16 protein-coding genes and 1 tRNA gene are annotated in these 17,287 nt (G+C 59.4%); 3 read left to right on the forward strand and 14 right to left on the reverse strand.

From position 1 onward, the window contains the following. Window positions 1-22: 22 nt before the first annotated feature. From GX181_01735 to GX181_01750, 4 genes are all read right to left on the reverse strand, one after another. Window positions 23-964 carry an ABC transporter permease gene (locus tag GX181_01735; protein NLM70667.1) on the reverse strand — a complete coding sequence of 314 codons (942 nt, stop codon included), beginning with the start codon at window positions 962-964 and terminating at the stop codon, window positions 23-25. Further along, window positions 954-2,093 carry an ABC transporter permease gene (locus GX181_01740; GenBank protein ID NLM70668.1) on the reverse strand — a complete coding sequence of 380 codons (1,140 nt, stop codon included), beginning with the start codon at window positions 2,091-2,093 and terminating at the stop codon, window positions 954-956. Before GX181_01740 ends, GX181_01735 begins: the two co-directional genes overlap by 11 nt. Next, entirely contained in the window at window positions 2,086-3,630 is a 1,545-nt protein-coding gene (locus tag GX181_01745; GenBank protein ID NLM70669.1) for an ABC transporter ATP-binding protein, read from the reverse strand. The genes GX181_01740 and GX181_01745 overlap by 8 nt, the downstream gene beginning before the upstream one ends. A 62-nt stretch (window positions 3,631-3,692) precedes the next feature. After that, window positions 3,693-4,691: a BMP family ABC transporter substrate-binding protein gene (locus GX181_01750; GenBank protein NLM70670.1), complete on the reverse strand. Its 999-nt coding sequence runs from the start codon at window positions 4,689-4,691 to the stop codon at window positions 3,693-3,695. A gap of 367 nt (window positions 4,692-5,058) precedes the next feature. Here GX181_01750 and GX181_01755 point away from each other — a divergent pair, with 367 nt between their 5' ends. Together GX181_01755 and GX181_01760 are read left to right on the forward strand one after the other, a co-directional pair. Next, window positions 5,059-5,871: a serine hydrolase gene (locus GX181_01755; GenBank protein NLM70671.1), complete on the forward strand. Its 813-nt coding sequence runs from the start codon at window positions 5,059-5,061 to the stop codon at window positions 5,869-5,871. Continuing rightward, the gene (locus tag GX181_01760) at window positions 5,868-6,956 is read left to right on the forward strand and encodes a dipeptide epimerase (protein ID NLM70672.1); all 1,089 of its coding nucleotides are present in this window, start codon (window positions 5,868-5,870) and stop codon (window positions 6,954-6,956) included. Before GX181_01755 ends, GX181_01760 begins: the two co-directional genes overlap by 4 nt. Before the next feature lie 166 nt (window positions 6,957-7,122). Here the strand turns inward: GX181_01760 and GX181_01765 are convergent. Then, window positions 7,123-7,197, reverse strand: a tRNA-Val gene (locus GX181_01765). Window positions 7,198-7,266: 69 nt separating this feature from the next. Here GX181_01765 and GX181_01770 point away from each other — a divergent pair. Next, window positions 7,267-7,428 (forward strand): hypothetical protein, encoded by a 162-nt coding sequence (locus GX181_01770; protein NLM70673.1) that lies wholly within the window; start codon window positions 7,267-7,269, stop codon window positions 7,426-7,428. A 24-nt stretch (window positions 7,429-7,452) separates the two neighbouring features. Here the strand turns inward: GX181_01770 and GX181_01775 are convergent, their stop codons facing one another. From GX181_01775 to GX181_01815, 9 genes are all read right to left on the reverse strand, one after another. Beyond that, entirely contained in the window at window positions 7,453-8,769 is a 1,317-nt protein-coding gene (locus GX181_01775) for a TRAP transporter large permease (protein NLM70674.1), read from the reverse strand. Then, entirely contained in the window at window positions 8,766-9,329 is a 564-nt protein-coding gene (locus GX181_01780; GenBank protein ID NLM70675.1) for a TRAP transporter small permease, read from the reverse strand. Before GX181_01780 ends, GX181_01775 begins: the two co-directional genes overlap by 4 nt. Before the next feature lie 74 nt (window positions 9,330-9,403). Next, entirely contained in the window at window positions 9,404-10,420 is a 1,017-nt protein-coding gene (dctP, locus tag GX181_01785; protein NLM70676.1) for a TRAP transporter substrate-binding protein DctP, read from the reverse strand. A gap of 129 nt (window positions 10,421-10,549) precedes the next feature. Continuing rightward, a complete protein-coding gene (locus GX181_01790; GenBank protein NLM70677.1) occupies window positions 10,550-12,910 on the reverse strand; it encodes a glycyl radical protein in 2,361 nt (786 codons plus the stop codon). Window positions 12,911-12,915: 5 nt separating this feature from the next. After that, the gene (locus GX181_01795) at window positions 12,916-13,851 is read right to left on the reverse strand and encodes a glycyl-radical enzyme activating protein (protein ID NLM70678.1); all 936 of its coding nucleotides are present in this window, start codon (window positions 13,849-13,851) and stop codon (window positions 12,916-12,918) included. Window positions 13,852-13,857: 6 nt separating this feature from the next. Then, window positions 13,858-14,055: a sulfur carrier protein ThiS gene (gene thiS / locus GX181_01800; protein NLM70679.1), complete on the reverse strand. Its 198-nt coding sequence runs from the start codon at window positions 14,053-14,055 to the stop codon at window positions 13,858-13,860. 30 nt (window positions 14,056-14,085) lie between these two features. Beyond that, window positions 14,086-16,242, reverse strand: a complete 2,157-nt coding sequence (locus GX181_01805) for an aldehyde:ferredoxin oxidoreductase (GenBank protein ID NLM70680.1) — start codon at window positions 16,240-16,242, stop codon at window positions 14,086-14,088. A gap of 3 nt (window positions 16,243-16,245) precedes the next feature. Then, window positions 16,246-16,635, reverse strand: a complete 390-nt coding sequence (locus tag GX181_01810; protein ID NLM70681.1) for a 4Fe-4S binding protein — start codon at window positions 16,633-16,635, stop codon at window positions 16,246-16,248. 43 nt (window positions 16,636-16,678) lie between these two features. After that, on the reverse strand, window positions 16,679-17,287 hold a 609-nt coding region (locus GX181_01815; protein ID NLM70682.1), incomplete at its 5' end, for an FAD-binding oxidoreductase.

A 17,287-nucleotide genomic window follows, 5' to 3' on the forward strand; every position in this document is an offset into this window, starting at 1 on the left:
TAACTCTGCAACCGCCGCGCCGCTACTCCTTCTCGTACGGCAGACCATCCGCTGCGGGAGGAGTCGATTTGCCGACAAAGCCGATCAGCACTGCCAATGTAAGCAGGAAGGGTATCATCGCCAGCAGCTGTGAAGGTATCGGAAAGAGCCTCTGCATGTCGGCCCTTCCCATGAAGACGGTCAGCCCTTGGGCGGAGCTGAAAAGCAGGCAGGCCGACAGGGTTCCGCCCGGCCTCCACTTCCCGAAGATCATCGCCGCGAGCGCTATGAAACCCTGCCCGCTGACAAGTGTCGCGCTGAAGCGCGAGACTATCGCCACGCTGAGAGCCGCCCCTCCGAATCCCGCGAGAACCCCGGACACAACGACAGCCATGTACTTGATCCCGAACACGTCGATGCCAAGAGTGTCCGCCGCCTTGGGATGCTCGCCTACCGCGCGGATCCTCAGGCCGATGCGGGTCCTGTACAGGACGAACCAGACGAGCAGCACCATCAGCAGCGCTATGTAGACGGTGGCGTACTGATTGAAGACCATGTCGAAAAAACCGTTCTGCTCGAAGACCCCGTTGAAAGGACGGGGGATCTTCGCATCAAGCGAAAGCGAGAGAGTCTGGGTCGCGCCGTCGAAGAAGTAGCGTGACAGGAAGAGAGCCAGCCCGGGCCCGATGAAGTTCATCGCTATCCCGGAGACTATGTGATCGGCCATGAAAGTCACACAGGCCACCGCGTGGAAGAGCGCCAGAAAACCGCCTGACAGCCCGGCGGCCAGGAAGCCCACCCACGCGTCGTTGGCGAAGTAGCCGACCGCCGCTCCCACGAACGCGCCCAGCGTCATCATACCCTCGAGTCCTATGTTGACCACCCCGGCGTTCTCCGAGACCAGCCCCCCGAGGGCCGTGAAGATCAGCGGTGCGGAGTACATGAGGGTGGTGGCCAGTATGAATGCAATGCTTTCAATCAGCATGAGACTCGCCTCTTTCCAGCCTTCTTCTCTGCAGCCTGCGCGCCGCTATCTGGACCATCCGGGGCATGGCCACAAAGAATACGATCGACCCTATGACTATGTTCACCACTTCAATCGGCGCCCTGAGGGCGAATTGGAGCTTCGACCCACCGTACTTCAGAGCTCCGAACAGCAGCCCGGCGGGAACGCAGCCTATCGGCGAGGCGTTGCCTATCAGGGCGACGGCTATCCCGTCGAAGCCCAGCCCCTCCATCGCCGCCAGCTCCGCCGCCTGGCGCGTCCATCCCAGCACGTGAAGGGCGCCCGCTGCTCCTGCAAGCCCCCCCGCTATCGCCATCGAGCAGATCATGCGCCTCTTTATATCGATGCCGACGTGCTCCGCGCAGTCCACGTTGTGCCCCACCGCCCTCAGCTCGTAGCCCAGGGTCGTCCTGTTGAGCAGCCACCAGCACAGAAACGCCAGGAGCAGGGCCACCAGGATGCCCGCGTTGAACGGGGTACGCAGGATATCGCTCCAGACAGGGTGGGCCGCTCGCCACAGCTTCCCTGCCTCGCTGATCTTCCAGACCGGCAGGAAATCAATTCGAGCCGAATCCAGGACGAAGGCGGTCGCCGTAGCCGCGGGGCGCTTGATCCCGGGCAGGGTGACGATGAAGTTGTTGAGATAGAGCGCGATCCAGTTCAGCATGATCGTCGCGATAACCTCGTTCACCCCGAAACGAGCCTTCAGATAACCCGCCGCACCCCCCCAGATCGCCGCCGCCGCTATACCGGCGAAAGCAGCGACGAACGAATGGATCACGGGCGGGAGATCGATGAACGCCCCCGCCAGCGCCGCGCCTAGCGCACCTATGATGAACTGCCCCTCGGCCCCTATGTTGAACAGACCCGTCTTGAAGGCGAAAGCCACCGACAGCCCCGTCATTATCAAAGGCGTCGCGTAGATGACGGTGTAGGACATATAGCTGGGCTTTGAAAAAATGCCGTCGATTATCACACGGTACGCCTTCAAGGGACTATACCCGCTGACGAGAAGGACCAGAGCCCCGACCAGCAGCCCGGTGAAGATGGAGAAGAGAGTCCTCGCCAGGGGAGAGGCGAAAAAGCCTCCCTTTCGCTCCTTAGACATGAACCGCCTCACCTCCCGCCATCAAGAGTCCGAGCTTCTTCTCATCGGCATCTTCTCGGTCGAGCACAGCAACGATCCTGCCCTCGAAGATGACCGCTATCCGGTCCGCCAGGCCAAGGGTCTCGTCCAGATCGAGGGATACGAGCAGGACCCCCTTGCCCTCGTTGCGCACCTGCACCAGCCTCTTGTGGACGTACTCTATAGCCCCCACGTCCAACCCCCTGGTGGGCTGCGATGCGATAAGAAGCTCCGGGCTTCTCGTTATCTCCCTTGCTAGGATCACCTTCTGCTGATTGCCCCCTGAGAGGGAGGACGCGAGGTAGCCCTCGCGCGGCGGCCGTATGTCAAATCGCTCTATCAAATCTCTCGCGTGCTCGCTGATCACCTCGGCATTCAGTATTCCCCTGTCGGAGAAGGGACACTCGGTTCGCTCCTCGAGGATAAGATTCTCGGCGACCGTAAAGGCGCCCACCAGCCCGCGCTTCTGCCTGTCCTCCGGTATCGCGGCGAGACCCATGGCAATTCTCCGTCCCGGTGTGAAGCCCTCTATTTCCACCCCCAGCAGGGAGATAGAGCCCGATTCGACGCGCCTCAGCCCCGTCAGGACCTCGACGAGCTCGGTCTGACCGTTCCCGTCCACTCCCGCAATGGCGAGAATCTCTCCTCGCCTGACCTCGAAGGAGATGCCGTTCAGGGCCTTCAGGCCGCGACTATTAAGGGCGTGGACACCCTTGAGACTCAGCACTGAATCACCGGGCCTGGCCCTGCTTTTGTCCACGTCGAAAGATACGGAACGCCCCACCATCATCTCGGCCAGGTCGCTCTCCGAGTGCGAGGCCACGTCCACGGTCCCCACCTTGATGCCTCTCCTTATCACCGTGCACCTGTCCGCCATGCTCTTAATCTCGCGCAGCTTGTGAGTGATTATGATCACCGTTTTCCCCTCGGCGGTGAGGTTTCTAACTATCATCCCCAGAAACTCGATCTCCTGGGGCGTAAGGACTGCTGTCGGCTCATCCAGGATTATGATCTCCGCGCCCCTGTACAGGCACTTCAAAATCTCCACCCTCTGCTGCATGGCGACCGATATATCCTGAATGCGCGCATGAGGGTCGACGGAGAGGCCATATCTCTCGGAGAGGGCCTTGACCTCCTCCAAAGCGCGAGCCTCGTCCAAAATCCCGAAAGCCCTCGTCGACTCCTGCCCAAGCATGATATTCTCAGTCACCGTGAAGGGCTGCACCAACATGAAGTGCTGATGCACCATTCCCACGCCCCTGTCTATGGCGTTTTTCGGGCTGCCGAGATGCACTTGTTCTCCATTTATGAAAATTTCCCCCGATGTGGGGGGATAAAGACCATAGAGCTGGTTCATAAGCGTACTCTTGCCGGCGCCGTTCTCTCCGAGAAGCGCGTGTACCTCGCCGCGACGCACTTCAAAATCAATCCTGTCGTTCGCGGTGAAGTCTCCGAAGCGCTTGGTTATCCGCCTCATCTCCACGGCTGACTCGGCGGCGGAGTTCGTTGCCTGCCGCATGACGCCACCTCCTGTATCAGAGCGGTGAAGGGGGGCTCGAGAGACGAGCCCCCTTTGCGCGACTATTTAACCTCGACGGCGTTTTTGAACGTCTCCTCGCTGTAGGGGACTACGATCTCCCCGGCTATGATCTTCGCCTTGACCGCCTCGACCTCCTCAAGGAGATCCGCCGGGACGTGCTTGGACGACGTAGGTGCGATATCGACACCGCCCTCGGCCAGCCCGTAGGAGAGAGTCCGACCGCCGTTCCACACACCCTCGGTCAGCTCCTTGGCTACGTTGTACATTGCGTTGTCGACGCGCTTCATGGCGCTGGTCAGCACGTTGTCCGGGGCTAGGTAGTTCTGATCCCTGTCGACTCCGATGGCCCACTTGCCCTGCTCCTTGGCGGCCTCGATAAGCCCGTCGCCGACTCCGCCCGCCGCGTGGAAAACGATGTCCGCCCCCTGCTGGTACATACTGTTGGCTATGGACTTGCCCTTGGCCGCATCGGTGAACGACTCCGCATACTGGCTTAAGATCTCGACGTCCTTGTTCCCATATGCGACTCCGGCGCGGAACCCGTACTCAAACCCCCAGATGACCGGGAAGGACATCCCGCCCAAAAAGCCGACTTTTCCGGTCTGCGTCATCTTGGCCGCGATATAGCCGACTAGGAACGAGGCCTCCTCGGCCTTGAAAATGACGCCTATGAGGTTGTCCGGAGTCTCCTCCCACTCGAAGTCTATGACAGCGTACTTCTGATCCGTGTTGTTCGTGGCGGCCTCCAGCGCGGCGTCGGCCATCTTGAACCCTATACCCCAGATAAGATCCGTGCCCGCGTCGAGCATGGTCTCGAGGTTGGGGCCGTAATCCGCGTCCTGACGCGACTCGATGTAGGATACCTTTACTCCGAGCTCTTTTTCAGCCCTCTGAAGCCCCTCCCAGGCGGATTGGTTGAAGGACTGGTCGTTGACTCCACCTACATCCGTTATCATGCCGACCGAGATCTCGGCCGCCCCGGCCGAAAAGGCGAGAGCGAAAACCAGCAGCAGGGAGAATACCACACCGTATTTCTTCATAACACCCACTCCTCTCGAATTGATGGCCGGCCGCACACTACCGCCGCCAACCTCTTGATATGATCTCATTATCCCATATTCCAAATGGAAAAACAGCCTGGGCGGTTGCATAATCCGGGAAACGGCACCGGAGTGATAGTGGACGGACTCCGCGAGAAGCCTCGTCCACAGGACAGAGCGAGTCGCCTCAATATAACCATCACCGCCGTTTATTCCTCCAAAGGGGCGGGGAAAAGGTCATCCCCGAGGGAGACATGCAGGGGCAGATGGGCCTCGTGCAGTCGGACGACCTTAAGGCCATGCTCTGCAACGGGTGGCTTATAGTGGTCTTCACCATCCTCTACGTGATGGTCCGGGCCATTCTGCTGTGACGATAGAAATAGCTTGGATCGAGATTATCAAAAAACACGCGGAAGAATTCTCCGGGACCGCCGGGCTGGTTGTTCACAGCCTGGCGGACGGGGAAAAACTTGTCCATAACGGCGATAGGGTCTTCTCCTCGGCGAGCCTGATCAAGCTGGGCATTCTCAACACCCTCTTCCTGAAGGCAGCAAGAGGGGAACTGAGCCTGGACGAAAAAATCAAGCTCGGGGAGGGGATGGCCGTCGACGGCGGCCTCCTTCACAAGGTGAGGCCCGGGACCCCTTGGCGGCTCGACGACCTTGCGCTGCTCATGATAGTCCTGAGCGACAACACTGCGACCAACATGCTCATCGACAGGCTGGGAATCGAAGAGATCAACCGCGATTTCAAAAGACTGGGCCTGGAGAATACCGTATTGGGGAGGAAAATGCTGGATTTCGAGGCCAAGAAGGCGGGCAGGGACAACTTTACTACCGCTGCCGACACGGCCCGCATTCTCGAGGTGCTCCATTCCGGCGAGGAACTCCCCCCCGGGTACAGGGCCAGGGCCATGGACATCCTGTCGGCCCAGAAGCTGAACAACAAGCTGCCGGGGCTGATCCCCGTGGACGACCCCGACGACCTGGAGCAGTTCCTGGCCCATAAGACCGGGGAGTTGCCCGGGATCGAGCACGATGCCGGTATCTTTTTCTTCAAGTCGAAGACTCCGGTAGTTGCAGTAGTGCTCACCGAGGGGCATGACAGGCAGGAGGCAGTTCAACTCTGTGCCTGGGCGGGCAAGACGATTTACGAGGCCTTCAGGGAGGTCGAAAGATGAAGATAAAAGCGCTTAGTCTCGGCCACCTGTCCGTGCCCCTGAAAAAACCCTTCAGAACGGCCCTCCGCACGGCCCTTGAAGTCACCACCAACGTGGTGATAGTGGAGACGGATGGGGGATTGAAGGGCTACGGCGAAGCGCCTCCCACCGCCGTGATAACAGGGGATACAAGCGGTGCCATCAGGGGTGCGGTGAAGGAGCGCCTAGAACCGCTCCTGGTGGGCAGGGAAGCAGACGACCTGAACGGCCTGCTCGACACGGTGGACTCCGCCCTCGTGGGCAACAGCTCCGCAAAGGCCGCCGTGGACATCGCCCTGCACGACCTCTGGGGAAAGATGATGAACAGGCCCCTGTACTCCCTCCTCGGCGGGGCGGCAAAGACCATGGAGACGGACTACACCATCAGCGTCAACGCCCCTGATACCATGGTAAAGGACAGCCTTGAGGCGGTTGCGGAGGGCTACTCCGCCCTTAAGATCAAGGTGGGGACGAACTCGGACCTGGACATAATCCGCCTTCGGGAGATCCGTTCCGCCGTGGGAGCGGACGTGCTGCTGCGGGTGGACGCCAACCAAGGATGGACGGCCAAGGAGGCAGTGCGGACAATACGGTTCTACGAGGACGAGGGGCTTGATATAGAGCTCGTGGAGCAGCCTGTACCCGCATATGATTTCCAGGGACTTAAATTCGTCACCGACAGCGTGGACACTCTTATCCTCGCCGACGAATCGGTCTTCTCCCCTCGGGACGCCTTCAAGGTTCTCTCCATGGGGGCAGCGGACCTGGTAAACATCAAACTTATGAAGACCGGCGGGATAAAAAACGCCCTTGCCATCTGCGCCATGGCTCGAGCCTGCGGGGTGGAGTGCATGATGGGGGCCATGATGGAGACCAAGATCAGCGTCACCGCTGCGGCCCACCTGGCTTCGGCAGTGCCCGTAATTACGAGAGCGGATCTAGATCCGCCCATACTGTGTGTCTCCGACCCCGTGGAGGGAGGAGTGGTCTACTCCGGCCCCAAGATTACCCTTACCGAAGGGCCGGGACTCGGGATCAGCGGAATCCGGGGTCTGGTAATGGAGTAAGCACTCTCTTTAAGGACCGTCATAAAAGCGCGGGAAAACCCCCGCGCTTTTATGACTTTTGTCTTGGGTGTGCGGACGTTTTTTGGATTATTACACCGCCGAAAGCTATATGGAGTCCAGAGAAAAAAAGGGTTCCGGCCGAATGGCCGGAACCCTTGCTATCAGATGGTGGGTGGTATAGGACTCGAACCTATGACCTCTTCCGCGTCAAGGAAGCGTTCTTCCTCTGAACTAACCACCCGACAAGGAAGCATTCTACAGACCGTCATCGCCTTTGTCAAGGAGCTCCGCGGATTCTCTGTCCATAGGGATGGAAAGTTTTTCCATCCAAGGGGGAGCTTTCCACTTCTTCCTAACCGCGGCCCTGGACATGGCACCTGAGATCAGCGCTCCCCAGTATGCGTACGGGGACTTGGTCTTCAATCCCACGAAGAAGCACAGCAGGCACAGGAAACCGAATAAGTTCCTGTAGGTCAAGATGACTCCGCTCCGCTCCTCACCAAGGCGTCCCCAGAAGGTAGTGCGGGAGAAACAGGGCAAAGTGCGGGAAATAGCTCGTAACAAGCAGTGTAGGCACCCACGCCAGTAAGATTATCCATAAGGTAGGTGCCATCATCTCGTTTATCGGCGCCTTTCCCAATCGCCCTCCCAGGTACAAGACGGGCGCAGCCGGCGGCGTTATACACCCCAAGCCCGTGTTGACGCCGACTATTGCGGCGTAGTGTATCGGGTTGAATCCGAGCTCGATGATTATCGGGATCAGGATGGGCGTCGTGAGGGTGACGCTGCTGATGTCGTCCATGAGCATTCCCATGATGATGAGGAAGATGTTTATCATGAACAGTATCACCCATCTGTTGTCCGACACGGCCCTGAAAAGCCCGAGCATCTTCCCGGGCAGGTTTTCCATTATGTAGAGACGGCTGAGCATCATGACCGAGTAGAGCATTACCATGACGACTCCGGTTGTGACAGCCGATTCGACGAGAGAATCCCACAGGCCCCTGAGGGTAAGCCCCTTGTAGACGAACATGCCTGTGGGGATTGCATAGATAACCGCGACGGCTGCAGCCTCGGTGGGCGTCATAATTCCGCCGTAGATGCCGCCCAGCACTATGATGGGAAGCATGAGCGCGGGAAGAGCGACGAAGCCTCTCTGCTTTATCAGGGCAACCCGTTCCTTGCCCTTCGGCGGGTTGGAGACCTTGACGTTCGGATTGTCGCGCACAAGCCAGACATTTACGAGGCAGATCAGAACCGTCATCATGATGCCCGGGAGAACAGTCGACAGGAAGCAGGCTAGGATCGACTGCCCGCTGATCCAGGCGAAGATGATGAGCGTCGAGTTCGGCGGGATAAGCATTCCCAGCAGGGAGGCGTTCGACATGACCGCTGCCGCGATTCCGCGAGGATAGCCGGCTTCCTCTAGCCTGGGGAACATGATAGAACCTATGCAGGAGAGAGTCGCGCAGGCAGAGCCGGTTATCGACCCGAACACTGCACAGGAGATCGTACCGACCACCCCGAGGCCGCCCTTTATCCTGCCGACGAAGAGGTCAACGAGGTCAATCAGCTTCTCTCCTATTCGGCCTCTCTCCATTATTCCGCCCGCCATTATGAAGAGGGCGATGGATATGAGGGCGATGCTGTTCATGGAGCTGAAGCCGTAGGGCAGGACCAGCGACGAGGCGTATCCTGTCCCTGTCGGGCCTCCGAAGAAGAGGAGCCACGCTGTCGAGGCCATAAAGCTCATGGGCACTGGGACTCCGAGCATTAGGGTGACGAGAAGGATCAGCACTGCGATGTAGATCATGATACTCCTCCTTTAATGAGCAGTCGGAGATTCCTGAACAGCCTCAGAGCGTAGTAGTACGTCATGAAGATCAGGCCGAGGAATATGGCGAGATACGACGTCCAAAGCGGGATCTGCCAGATTGTGGTCTGTGGGATGGCGATTCCAGTTCCGAGCGGACCCATGAAGCCGAACATGAAGAAGTCGTATCCGTACCAGGTGAACAGCAGGCTTATGCCGACCGTAATAAGGTTGCGGATTACGACTATCAGGCGCTTGAAGGTACCCTCTTTCATGTAGGAGTCGATGACGTCGGCTGAAACGTGGGTGTCATTGTACGCGCCGTAAGAGCCGCCCATGAAATAAAGCCAGAAAGCCAGCAATTTTACCCACTCCTCGAACCCGTACAGGTCCCCGCCTATGACATAGCGCGTGAACGCCGCCGCCGAGATGACCAAGGCCAGAAGAAGGGAGCTCACGACGCAGACTGCCGAGAAGAAGAAGAGCAGAACCTGATCTGTCTTGCTTAATTTTTCAGGATGATTCTCCGGGAAGCATCCTGCGAACTCGTTGTCCGCCATAAATTTCTCCTTTCCGTACCAGGGAGCCGCGGGAGGGCGAACCTCCCGCGGTGTCCTCGGTTACTGTGAAAAGTCTATTTGGGTGCGTATTCGTTCTTGAACTCCTCTATCAGCTCGGGGGTGAACTTGTCCTTAAGCTGATCCCAGGTGCCGGAGACCTTGGTGAAGATCGGCAGCAGCTCATCGGCTGTGTAGGTGTGAACCTCGATGCCCTGCTGGCGCATCAGCTCGAGGTGCTTCTCCTGGTCGGCCTTCGCCAGCTCGATGCCGGACTCGGTGACCTTGTTGCAGGCCTCTGCGACGATGGCCTTGTCGGCGTCGGAGAGCTTCTCCCATGTCTTCATGCTGATCAGGTAGTTGAAGTTCTCAAGCGAGTAGTTGAGGTCGTACCAGTACTTCAGAACGTCCTTGAGCATGGTGTAGGCTGCGGTGGGGGTCATGCCGTCGACTCCGTCGGCCACGCCGGTCTGGAGGGCGGTGTAGACCTCGGCCCAGGGCACGGTCACGGTGCGGTAGCCCATTGCCTCGGCACCGAGCTTGTAGACGTCCATGTTGGGTATGCGGACAAGAAGGCCCTTCTCCACGTCGGGGTTCAGGGGCTCGTTGGCCGGCTTGGTGCTGCCGATGCCGATGAAGCCCTCGACCTGGAAGCCGAGCAGCTTGACGCCCAGGCGGGAGGTCAGCTCGTCCATCTTCTTGAAGAGCCAGCCGTCGGCCGCGAACACCCATTTCGCCTCGTCGAAGTTACGCACGAAGCAGTTGATGTATGTGACCTCAAGGCGAGGGTCGAATTGGCTGGGGACGGAGATGGCCGCCATGTCTATCGTGCCGCGGATCAGCTCCTCGAAGACGAGCGTGTAGTCGCCGAGCTGGTTGGCCGGGTAGACCTCGATCTTGATGCGTCCGTCGGTCTTCTCAAAGACCTCGTCGGAGATCTGCTGCATCAGCTTGGTGGCCGTGTGCTCGACGGGAACCTGGCCCGCAAAGCGCATTATCAACTCGGGCTCGCCGAAGGCCGAGTTCGGAACGATGAGGAACAAAACAAGGGTGGAGAGGATAACCGCTGTAACAAATCTCTTTGTCTTCTGCATTATGCTAGCACTCCTTTCGTTTTTGCGGTACTCATCGGTGATGCTATAGTCTCTGCGCAAATCCACCGCTGTTATGGCCGGGTGATGATCCCCTCCCTTCTTGAGGATGCCGCGCAGGAGTCGGCAGGGTTAAAATGTCTCCTGCGCTGTTCTGGCGATTATCTCCTCCTGGTGGTACTCGTCCAGGTCCACGAAATAATCGCTGTAACCCGCAACTCGGACGAGAAGACTGCGGTACTCGTCCGGGTTTTTCTGCGCCTTGCGAAGTGTCTCCGTGTCGACGACGTTGAACTGGATATGATGGCCGCCAAGCTTGAAGTAGGTCCGGATTAGCTGGCCCATCTTCTCAAGCCCCGTGTCCCCTTCGAGCACGGACGGCAGGAAACGCTGGTTCAGCAGCGTACCGCCCGATTTCACCTGGTCCATCTTGCTCAGCGATTTCACCACGGCCGTCGGCCCGTTTCTGTCGGCCCCGTGCGACGGGGAGGTGCCGTCCGACTCGGGTGCATGCGCGAAGCGACCGTTCGGCGTGGCCCCGAGCATCTTGCCGAAGTAGATGTGGCAAGTAGTCGACAGCATGTTGACGTGGTAGGTCGGCCCCTTGGGGGAGTGTTTCCCGTCTATCGCGTCGAGCAGGGAGGCGTACACCCTCTGCATTACGGAGTCTGCCTCGTCGTCGTCGTTGCCGAAGAAGGGGGTCCTGTTCCAGACGAACTGGCGCATCTCCTCCCATCCCTCCCAGTTGTCCTTAAGGGCGCGGAGGAGGTCGCCGAGGTCAAGGGTCTTGTCCTGGTAGACGTGCTTCTTTAGGACGGAGAGGCTGTCGGTTACGGTGCCTATGCCGCAGCACTGGATGTAGTCCGTGTTGTATCGCGGGCCGCCGTCGTAGTAGTCCCTGCCGTTCTCGATACAGTCGTGTATCAGAACAGAGAGATAGGGAGCGGGGGCGTAGCGAGCGAACATACTCTGGATGTAGTTGTCCGTGCGGATCTTCGTGTCCACGACGTATCTAAGCTGCTTTTCGAACGCGGCGTAAAAGTCGTCGAACGACGCGAAGGAGACCGGGTCTCCCGTCTTTATCGAGATCTGCTTGCCCGTCAGCGGATCGACCCCGTTGTTCAGCGCGAGCTCCATTATCTTCGGCACGTTTAGATAGCCGTGGAGTATGTATGCCTCCTTGCCGAACGAGCCTGTCTCGATGCAGCCGCTGGTGCCGCCGGCCCTTGCGTCCTCGACTGTCTTGCCCATGCCGATCTGCTCCATTATCACCTCGTCCGTGTTGAAGGCCGAGGGGTAGCCGGAGCCTCTGCGCATCACCTTGCAGGCGTACCGCAGGAAGCGGTTCGGGGTCTTGGACGATATGTGCACGCTCACCTGCGGCTGCAGCAGCTGAAGCTCGTCCAGAACGTCGAGGATCATGAAGGAGATGTCGTTGACCCCGTCGCTCCCGTCCTCGTTCAGCCCACCTAGGTTGATCTGGGTGAAGTCGTTGTACGTGCCGCTCTCGGCCGCGGTCACTCCGACCTTCGGAGGCGCGGGGGTGTTGTTCACCTTTATCCAGAAGCAGGAGAGAAGCTCCTTCGCCCTCTCCTTGTCGAGAGTGCCGTCGGCGACGCCCTTCTCGTAGAAGGGGCGCAGGTGTATGTCGAAGTGGCCGGGGGACATGGCGTCCCAACCATTCAGCTCCGTGATTGTCCCGAGGTGCGAGAACCAGTAGGTCTGTATGGCCTCGTGGAAGTCGCGAGGAGCGTTGGCGGGCACGTGGCGGCAGACGTCGGCTATCTTCAGCAGTTCCGCCTTCCTGCGCTCGTCCTTCTCCTCGACCGCCATCTGCTCTGCGAGATCCGCGTGCCTGTTCGCGAAGATGATGGTCGCGTCGCAGGCTATGTCCATTGCCTGCAGTTCCTCGGCCTTCTCAGTTGCATGAGGGTCGTTTAGCCAGTCCAGCCTCGCCCTTGCGGATGCGATTTTATTCTTCATGTCCAGAAGGCCGGTCGTATAGATCGTGCCGTCCAGGGCCGTGTGTCCCGGCGCCCTCTGCTCCATGAACTCTGTGAAGCATCCGGCCTCGTAGAGGTCGAGCCACTCCTTCGGCAGGTTAGAGAAGACCCGGTCGCGGATGGTTCGCCCCTGCCAGTAGGGGACTACCTTCTTCGTGTATTCGCGAATGTCGTCCTTCGCCACCCGGTAGCTGGTCATCGGCCTTGTGTCCAGTATCTCCAGGTCGCGCTCCGTGTGACAGTTCAGCTCCGGGAAGGTGGAGACCGCCTTCGGCGCCGGGCCCCGCTCGCCTACGATAAGCTCGTCCGTGCCTATGTAGATGGTCTTCTTCTCGCACAGGTTCTTGAAGTTGAGCGCCCTCATCACGGGGGTCGGATACTTGCCTTCGTTCTCCCTGTAGAACTCGGTCGTCAGAAGAGCCCGTTCAATGGAGATGCTAGGCGATGTCTCGAAGCTCTCCTTCCTCAACCGTGCCACTCTATCGTTCATCTCTCTCATCCTCCCTTCGTCGCGTCGATTCCACGCTGCCTAAACATGGACAGGACCCTGTGGACCGATTCGTCGGACGGCGGCTTCACGTCGCCCATCCTGTACTCCATTCTCAAGTTCTTGTACTTGCCCGAAGCTATCGAGTGATACGGGAGGATGTTGACCCCCGAGAGGCTCTTCAGCTCGAGCACGCAGTCTATCATGGCCTCTATATCGCGATCCGAGTCGTTCACCCCTGGAACGAGTGGAATCCGGATGTTGATCTTCCCTCTTCCCCGGTCATTGAGTTTACCGTCGAGAAGCCGCAGATTCTCCAGTATCCTGTCGTTGTAGACGCCAGTATAGAGATTATGCCGCTCCCGGTCAATCATCTTCAGGTCGAAGAGGAAGATATCCGTCACCTCCGCGGCTGCCAGCAGGTCCTCCGACCGGCAGTGGCCGGAAGTGTCGACGGCCGTGTGAATCTCCTCCTCGTACAGCGCCTCCAGGCACCTGATCAGAAACTCCGCCTGCAAAAAGGGCTCCCCGCCCGAGAAGGTCACCCCGCCCCCCGACTCGTCATAGAAGGGGATGTCCCTCCTCGACATGAGCAGGATCTCTTCCACCGTCACCTCGGTCCCGACGAACTCGATCGCCTTAGTCGGACATACCTGCTCGCACCTTCTGCTGTCCACGCACTTCGTGGTGTCGAGGACTATGCCATCCGGCCCGAAGCTGCGGGCGCCCTGCTCGCACTCCCTGACGCACCTGCCGCATCCGATGCACCTGTTCGGGTGGTAGGAGGACGCGGGGAGCGGGGAGATACCCTCGGGGTTGTGACACCACCAGCAGGAGAGGGGACACCCCTTGAAGAAGAAGGTCGTCCTTATCCCCGGTCCATCGTGGATCGAGTAGCGCTTTACGTCGAATATGCACCCTGTCGGGTCGCCTCCAAAGTTCATCTGCCTCTATCCGCCGCTTATCATGTGCAACGCCTGTACCTCCGCGCCGTCGTGAACCGGGGCGACGGAGAACTGCTCCCTTCGGAACGGCACCCCGTCAACCCACACGGCTATCATGCGAAAGGAATATCCGCAGTCGTCCAGAACGTCCTGTATGGTCATGCCGCTGCGCCACTCCATCTCTCTGCCGTTGACCTTTATCATACTGATCTCTCGTTCGCGGCGACCTTTGCTCTACTGATAGGGACGCACCACTTCCAGCACCTCGGGGAAGTCCATTCCAAGGCGCTCCAATGTCTCCACGGTCGGCACCCCGTTGGAGTTCCAACCGCGGCGCTTGTAGACCGCGTCCACCAGCTTCTCCCACTCGCCCCTCCTGAACTCCAGGAGTTTCGAGATCTTCTCCTCCACCGGGAGCCCTTCCGGGGCGATTCCTGCCTCGCGCAGCCTCCCGTCGAAGTAGTCGGGCCTGGCGTTCCACTCGTCCTCGAAGACCGGCCCGAGGGCCCGGTCGGGTATGTTGTGGTTCGCCCTTGTTCCCTTGCCCATGCGCAGGTTGAAGACTCGCTCGTAGTTGTAGACCCTCTCCGACTGGAGGATCATCTCGTCCCTGGTCAGCGGCTTGCCGGTGACGGCGGTGTAGACATCAAGATAGTTCTGGACGTGCTCCGGCACCTTGGCCGCCTCTATGCCCTTGTAGCGGATCTTGTTGTCGGGCGGCTCGACGTCGTTCCACGGCAGCTTGCAGACACCGGTCAGGGAGAACCACAGACGGAAGTTCGGGAAGTAGAAAAGGGCCTCGGCCTTGTCCTCGAAGGTGGGCAGCTGATTGTTCACCATGTCCATGAATATGACCCAAGCCTCGTCGTGCTGCGGCCCCTTGAGGGTGAGGAAGTAGCCGCCCCACTGGGCGACCGACTCCTGGCACCTGTACTGCGAGACCTCCAGCCCCTGCCCCTCCATTCCGATCCTCTCCATGACCGCGCGGTCCGCGCCGTACCTATCGGAGAATATCTGCTTCATCTTCCTGATGCCCTTGCCTACCGCCGCGGCGAACTCGTCCTTTCCGTCCACCATTCGGTGGATGAGCTCCATCAGTTCCGCCTTGGCGCCGAAGTTCAGCTCGAGGCCGTTGGTGTGCTCCTTGTTTATCAGGCCGAGCTCGTAGCACTCGCAGACGAAGGCAAGCCCCGTCCCGAGCGATATAGTGTCAATTGCGTAGTGATCTGCGTAGTAGTTGGACTCTATCGTCCAGAACGGGTCGAAGATGCCGACATTGGCCCCCAGGCTGGCGGCAGTCTCGTACTCGGGCCCGTCCACTGTGACCTTCTTGCCCTTGTCCGGGCCGGTCGTGAGCTCGAAGCCGTCGACCGCCTTCGCGCAGGCCATGGAGCAACCGTACCAGCAGCCGTCCGCATAGCCCTGGGTGAAGAGCTTCATGTACGCGTCCGGGTCGATATTGTGGATGTCCTTGTTGCGGCCGAACTTGAAGTTGTTCACCGGCAGCAGGTCGTAATCATTCATGACCAGGTTCAGGTGGGCGGTGCCGACCTTCCTCATCAGGCACTGAACGTCGTCGTTCTGCCTGATCTCGCGGTGCAGCTTGACCCCGGTCCTCTGAAGCGTCGCCAGATCCGCCGGGTCGTTCTCCGTACCGGAGAAGCCGCGCTTTTTCACCACCAGGGCCAGGATCTTCTTGTCCCGCAGGACGGTGCCGCCGCCGCCGCGTCCCGCCTGTTTCAGGCGAGGCAGGGCCCTCCTGGGGTCGTAGAAACTGACGTTGAGGGCGCCCCAATAGCTGTGCTCGGCGGCCTCGCCGGCGGATACCACGGAGACGCTCCTCTTGTCGTCCTCGTCGTCGGCGAAGTAGTCGTGCAGGGCATCGGTCACGTAGTAGGAGTTGCGGTTCTCCGGCGACCATTCGTAGATCCGAGCTACTCCCTCATCGCCATCGATATAGATGACGACGTCCCGTTCGGCCTTTCCAGAGACGGAGATGGCGTCGAACCCTGACGCCTTGAGCAGGGGGCCGTAATAGCCTCCGGCGTTGCTGTTGTAGGTCTGATCCGTCAACGGCGACAGGAAGACCGCGTAGAACTTGCCCATGCCGGGATACTGGGTCGTGCCCGACAGGGGGCCGCCGGAGATTACTATCGCGTTCTCCGGGGCGTCCCACTTGCTATCCGGGGTCACCTTGTCCCACAGGAGGCGCAGGCCGAAGCCCCTTCCGCCTGTGAACTTCTCGACCATTTCCTCGGATATGGGGCCGGTCTCGAACGAGAACGAGCCGTCCTTCCTGCCGAGGTCGACCGAGACAAACCGACGGGTGTAACCTCTTTTTATCTTCTCAGGGGTGTACTTCCACTCTTTTAAAAGCTTCATCTGTTCCATTCTCTAGTCCTCCAGCTCGCAGATCGACAAGACGCCCTCCGGGCAGGCCTTGACGCAGACGCCGCACGCGACGCACTTGAAGGGAGACGGGATCTCCGCGTGGAAGAACATCGACGCATAAGGGCAGAATTCCACGCACATAAGGCACGAGGTGCACTTCTCCCTGTCTATCTGGACCACGCCGTTCTTATCCCTGTACAGCGCCATGGTGGGACAGACGGCGATGCACCCCCCGCACTGGTCGCAGACCCTGATATCAGGCAGCCCGGTGACGTTCTTCACCGATATTCGCGACATCTCCGGATTGTCCTGCTTCGCCCACAGCTTCGAGCACGCGGACATGCAGGCCCCGCACATCACGCATTTGTCAAGAGAGTACCTCAAAAACTTCATTGCCACGCTCCTTTTCTCAAAAACCTGCCCCCTGGCTATACGGCTATACTACGTTCGACTCCATTATATGCTCTCCTCTTGCGAAACGCCTATAGTCGAGCATGCTGAAGTCAATGTCGGGCTTCTGGCCTGCGATATGCTGGGCGAGTATCTTCCCTGCCACGGGCGCAAGCATAAAGCCGTGCCCTGAGTAGCCGGTCGAGTGGAAGAAGTTCTTTACGTCCGTCTCGCCTATGACCGGCTGAGCGTCCGGGGTCATATCGTACTGCCCCGACCACTGCCTGGCCACCCTTATGCCGCGCGTCCTGGGCAGAAGCTTGACGAGAATCCTCGCCATCTTCTCGGCGAACTGCCAGGTTGTGTTGTTCTCGTGATCCTCCGGTTTTCCGTCCGGGCTCATACCGCAGATTATCGATCCGTGCGGTCTCTGCTGGATGTAGTAGTTGCCGGAGAAGCTCATAAGCATGCAGGGGCAGACGCCGGGCGCAACAGGCTCCGTGATCAGTATCTCGTGGCGCTCGGCCCAGTTGGGAAGCTCTATTCCGGCCATGGCGGCGATATCCTGCGAGTAGGCGCCCGCGCAGTTGATGACGGTGGGGGCGCTTATAGGACCCCTGCTCGTCTCTATCCCGCGGACGACCCCGTCCTGCAC

The sequence above is a fragment of the Synergistaceae bacterium genome, assembly GCA_012521675.1.
Taxonomy (GTDB): Bacteria; Synergistota; Synergistia; order Synergistales; family Aminobacteriaceae; genus JAAYLU01.

Coding starts and splice junctions, on each gene's coding strand:
- GX181_01735 (NLM70667.1), bottom strand. CDS start 964: ATGCTGATTGAAAGCATTGCATTCATACTGGCCACCACCCTCATGTAC.
- GX181_01740 (NLM70668.1), bottom strand. CDS start 2,093: ATGTCTAAGGAGCGAAAGGGAGGCTTTTTCGCCTCTCCCCTGGCGAGG.
- GX181_01745 (NLM70669.1), bottom strand. CDS start 3,630: ATGCGGCAGGCAACGAACTCCGCCGCCGAGTCAGCCGTGGAGATGAGG.
- GX181_01750 (NLM70670.1), bottom strand. CDS start 4,691: ATGAAGAAATACGGTGTGGTATTCTCCCTGCTGCTGGTTTTCGCTCTC.
- GX181_01760 (NLM70672.1), top strand. CDS start 5,868: ATGAAGATAAAAGCGCTTAGTCTCGGCCACCTGTCCGTGCCCCTGAAA.
- GX181_01770 (NLM70673.1), top strand. CDS start 7,267: ATGGAAAGTTTTTCCATCCAAGGGGGAGCTTTCCACTTCTTCCTAACC.
- GX181_01775 (NLM70674.1), bottom strand. CDS start 8,769: ATGATCTACATCGCAGTGCTGATCCTTCTCGTCACCCTAATGCTCGGA.
- GX181_01780 (NLM70675.1), bottom strand. CDS start 9,329: ATGGCGGACAACGAGTTCGCAGGATGCTTCCCGGAGAATCATCCTGAA.
- dctP (NLM70676.1), bottom strand. CDS start 10,420: ATGCAGAAGACAAAGAGATTTGTTACAGCGGTTATCCTCTCCACCCTT.
- GX181_01790 (NLM70677.1), bottom strand. CDS start 12,910: ATGAACGATAGAGTGGCACGGTTGAGGAAGGAGAGCTTCGAGACATCG.
- GX181_01795 (NLM70678.1), bottom strand. CDS start 13,851: ATGAACTTTGGAGGCGACCCGACAGGGTGCATATTCGACGTAAAGCGC.
- thiS (NLM70679.1), bottom strand. CDS start 14,055: ATGATAAAGGTCAACGGCAGAGAGATGGAGTGGCGCAGCGGCATGACC.
- GX181_01805 (NLM70680.1), bottom strand. CDS start 16,242: ATGGAACAGATGAAGCTTTTAAAAGAGTGGAAGTACACCCCTGAGAAG.
- GX181_01810 (NLM70681.1), bottom strand. CDS start 16,635: ATGAAGTTTTTGAGGTACTCTCTTGACAAATGCGTGATGTGCGGGGCC.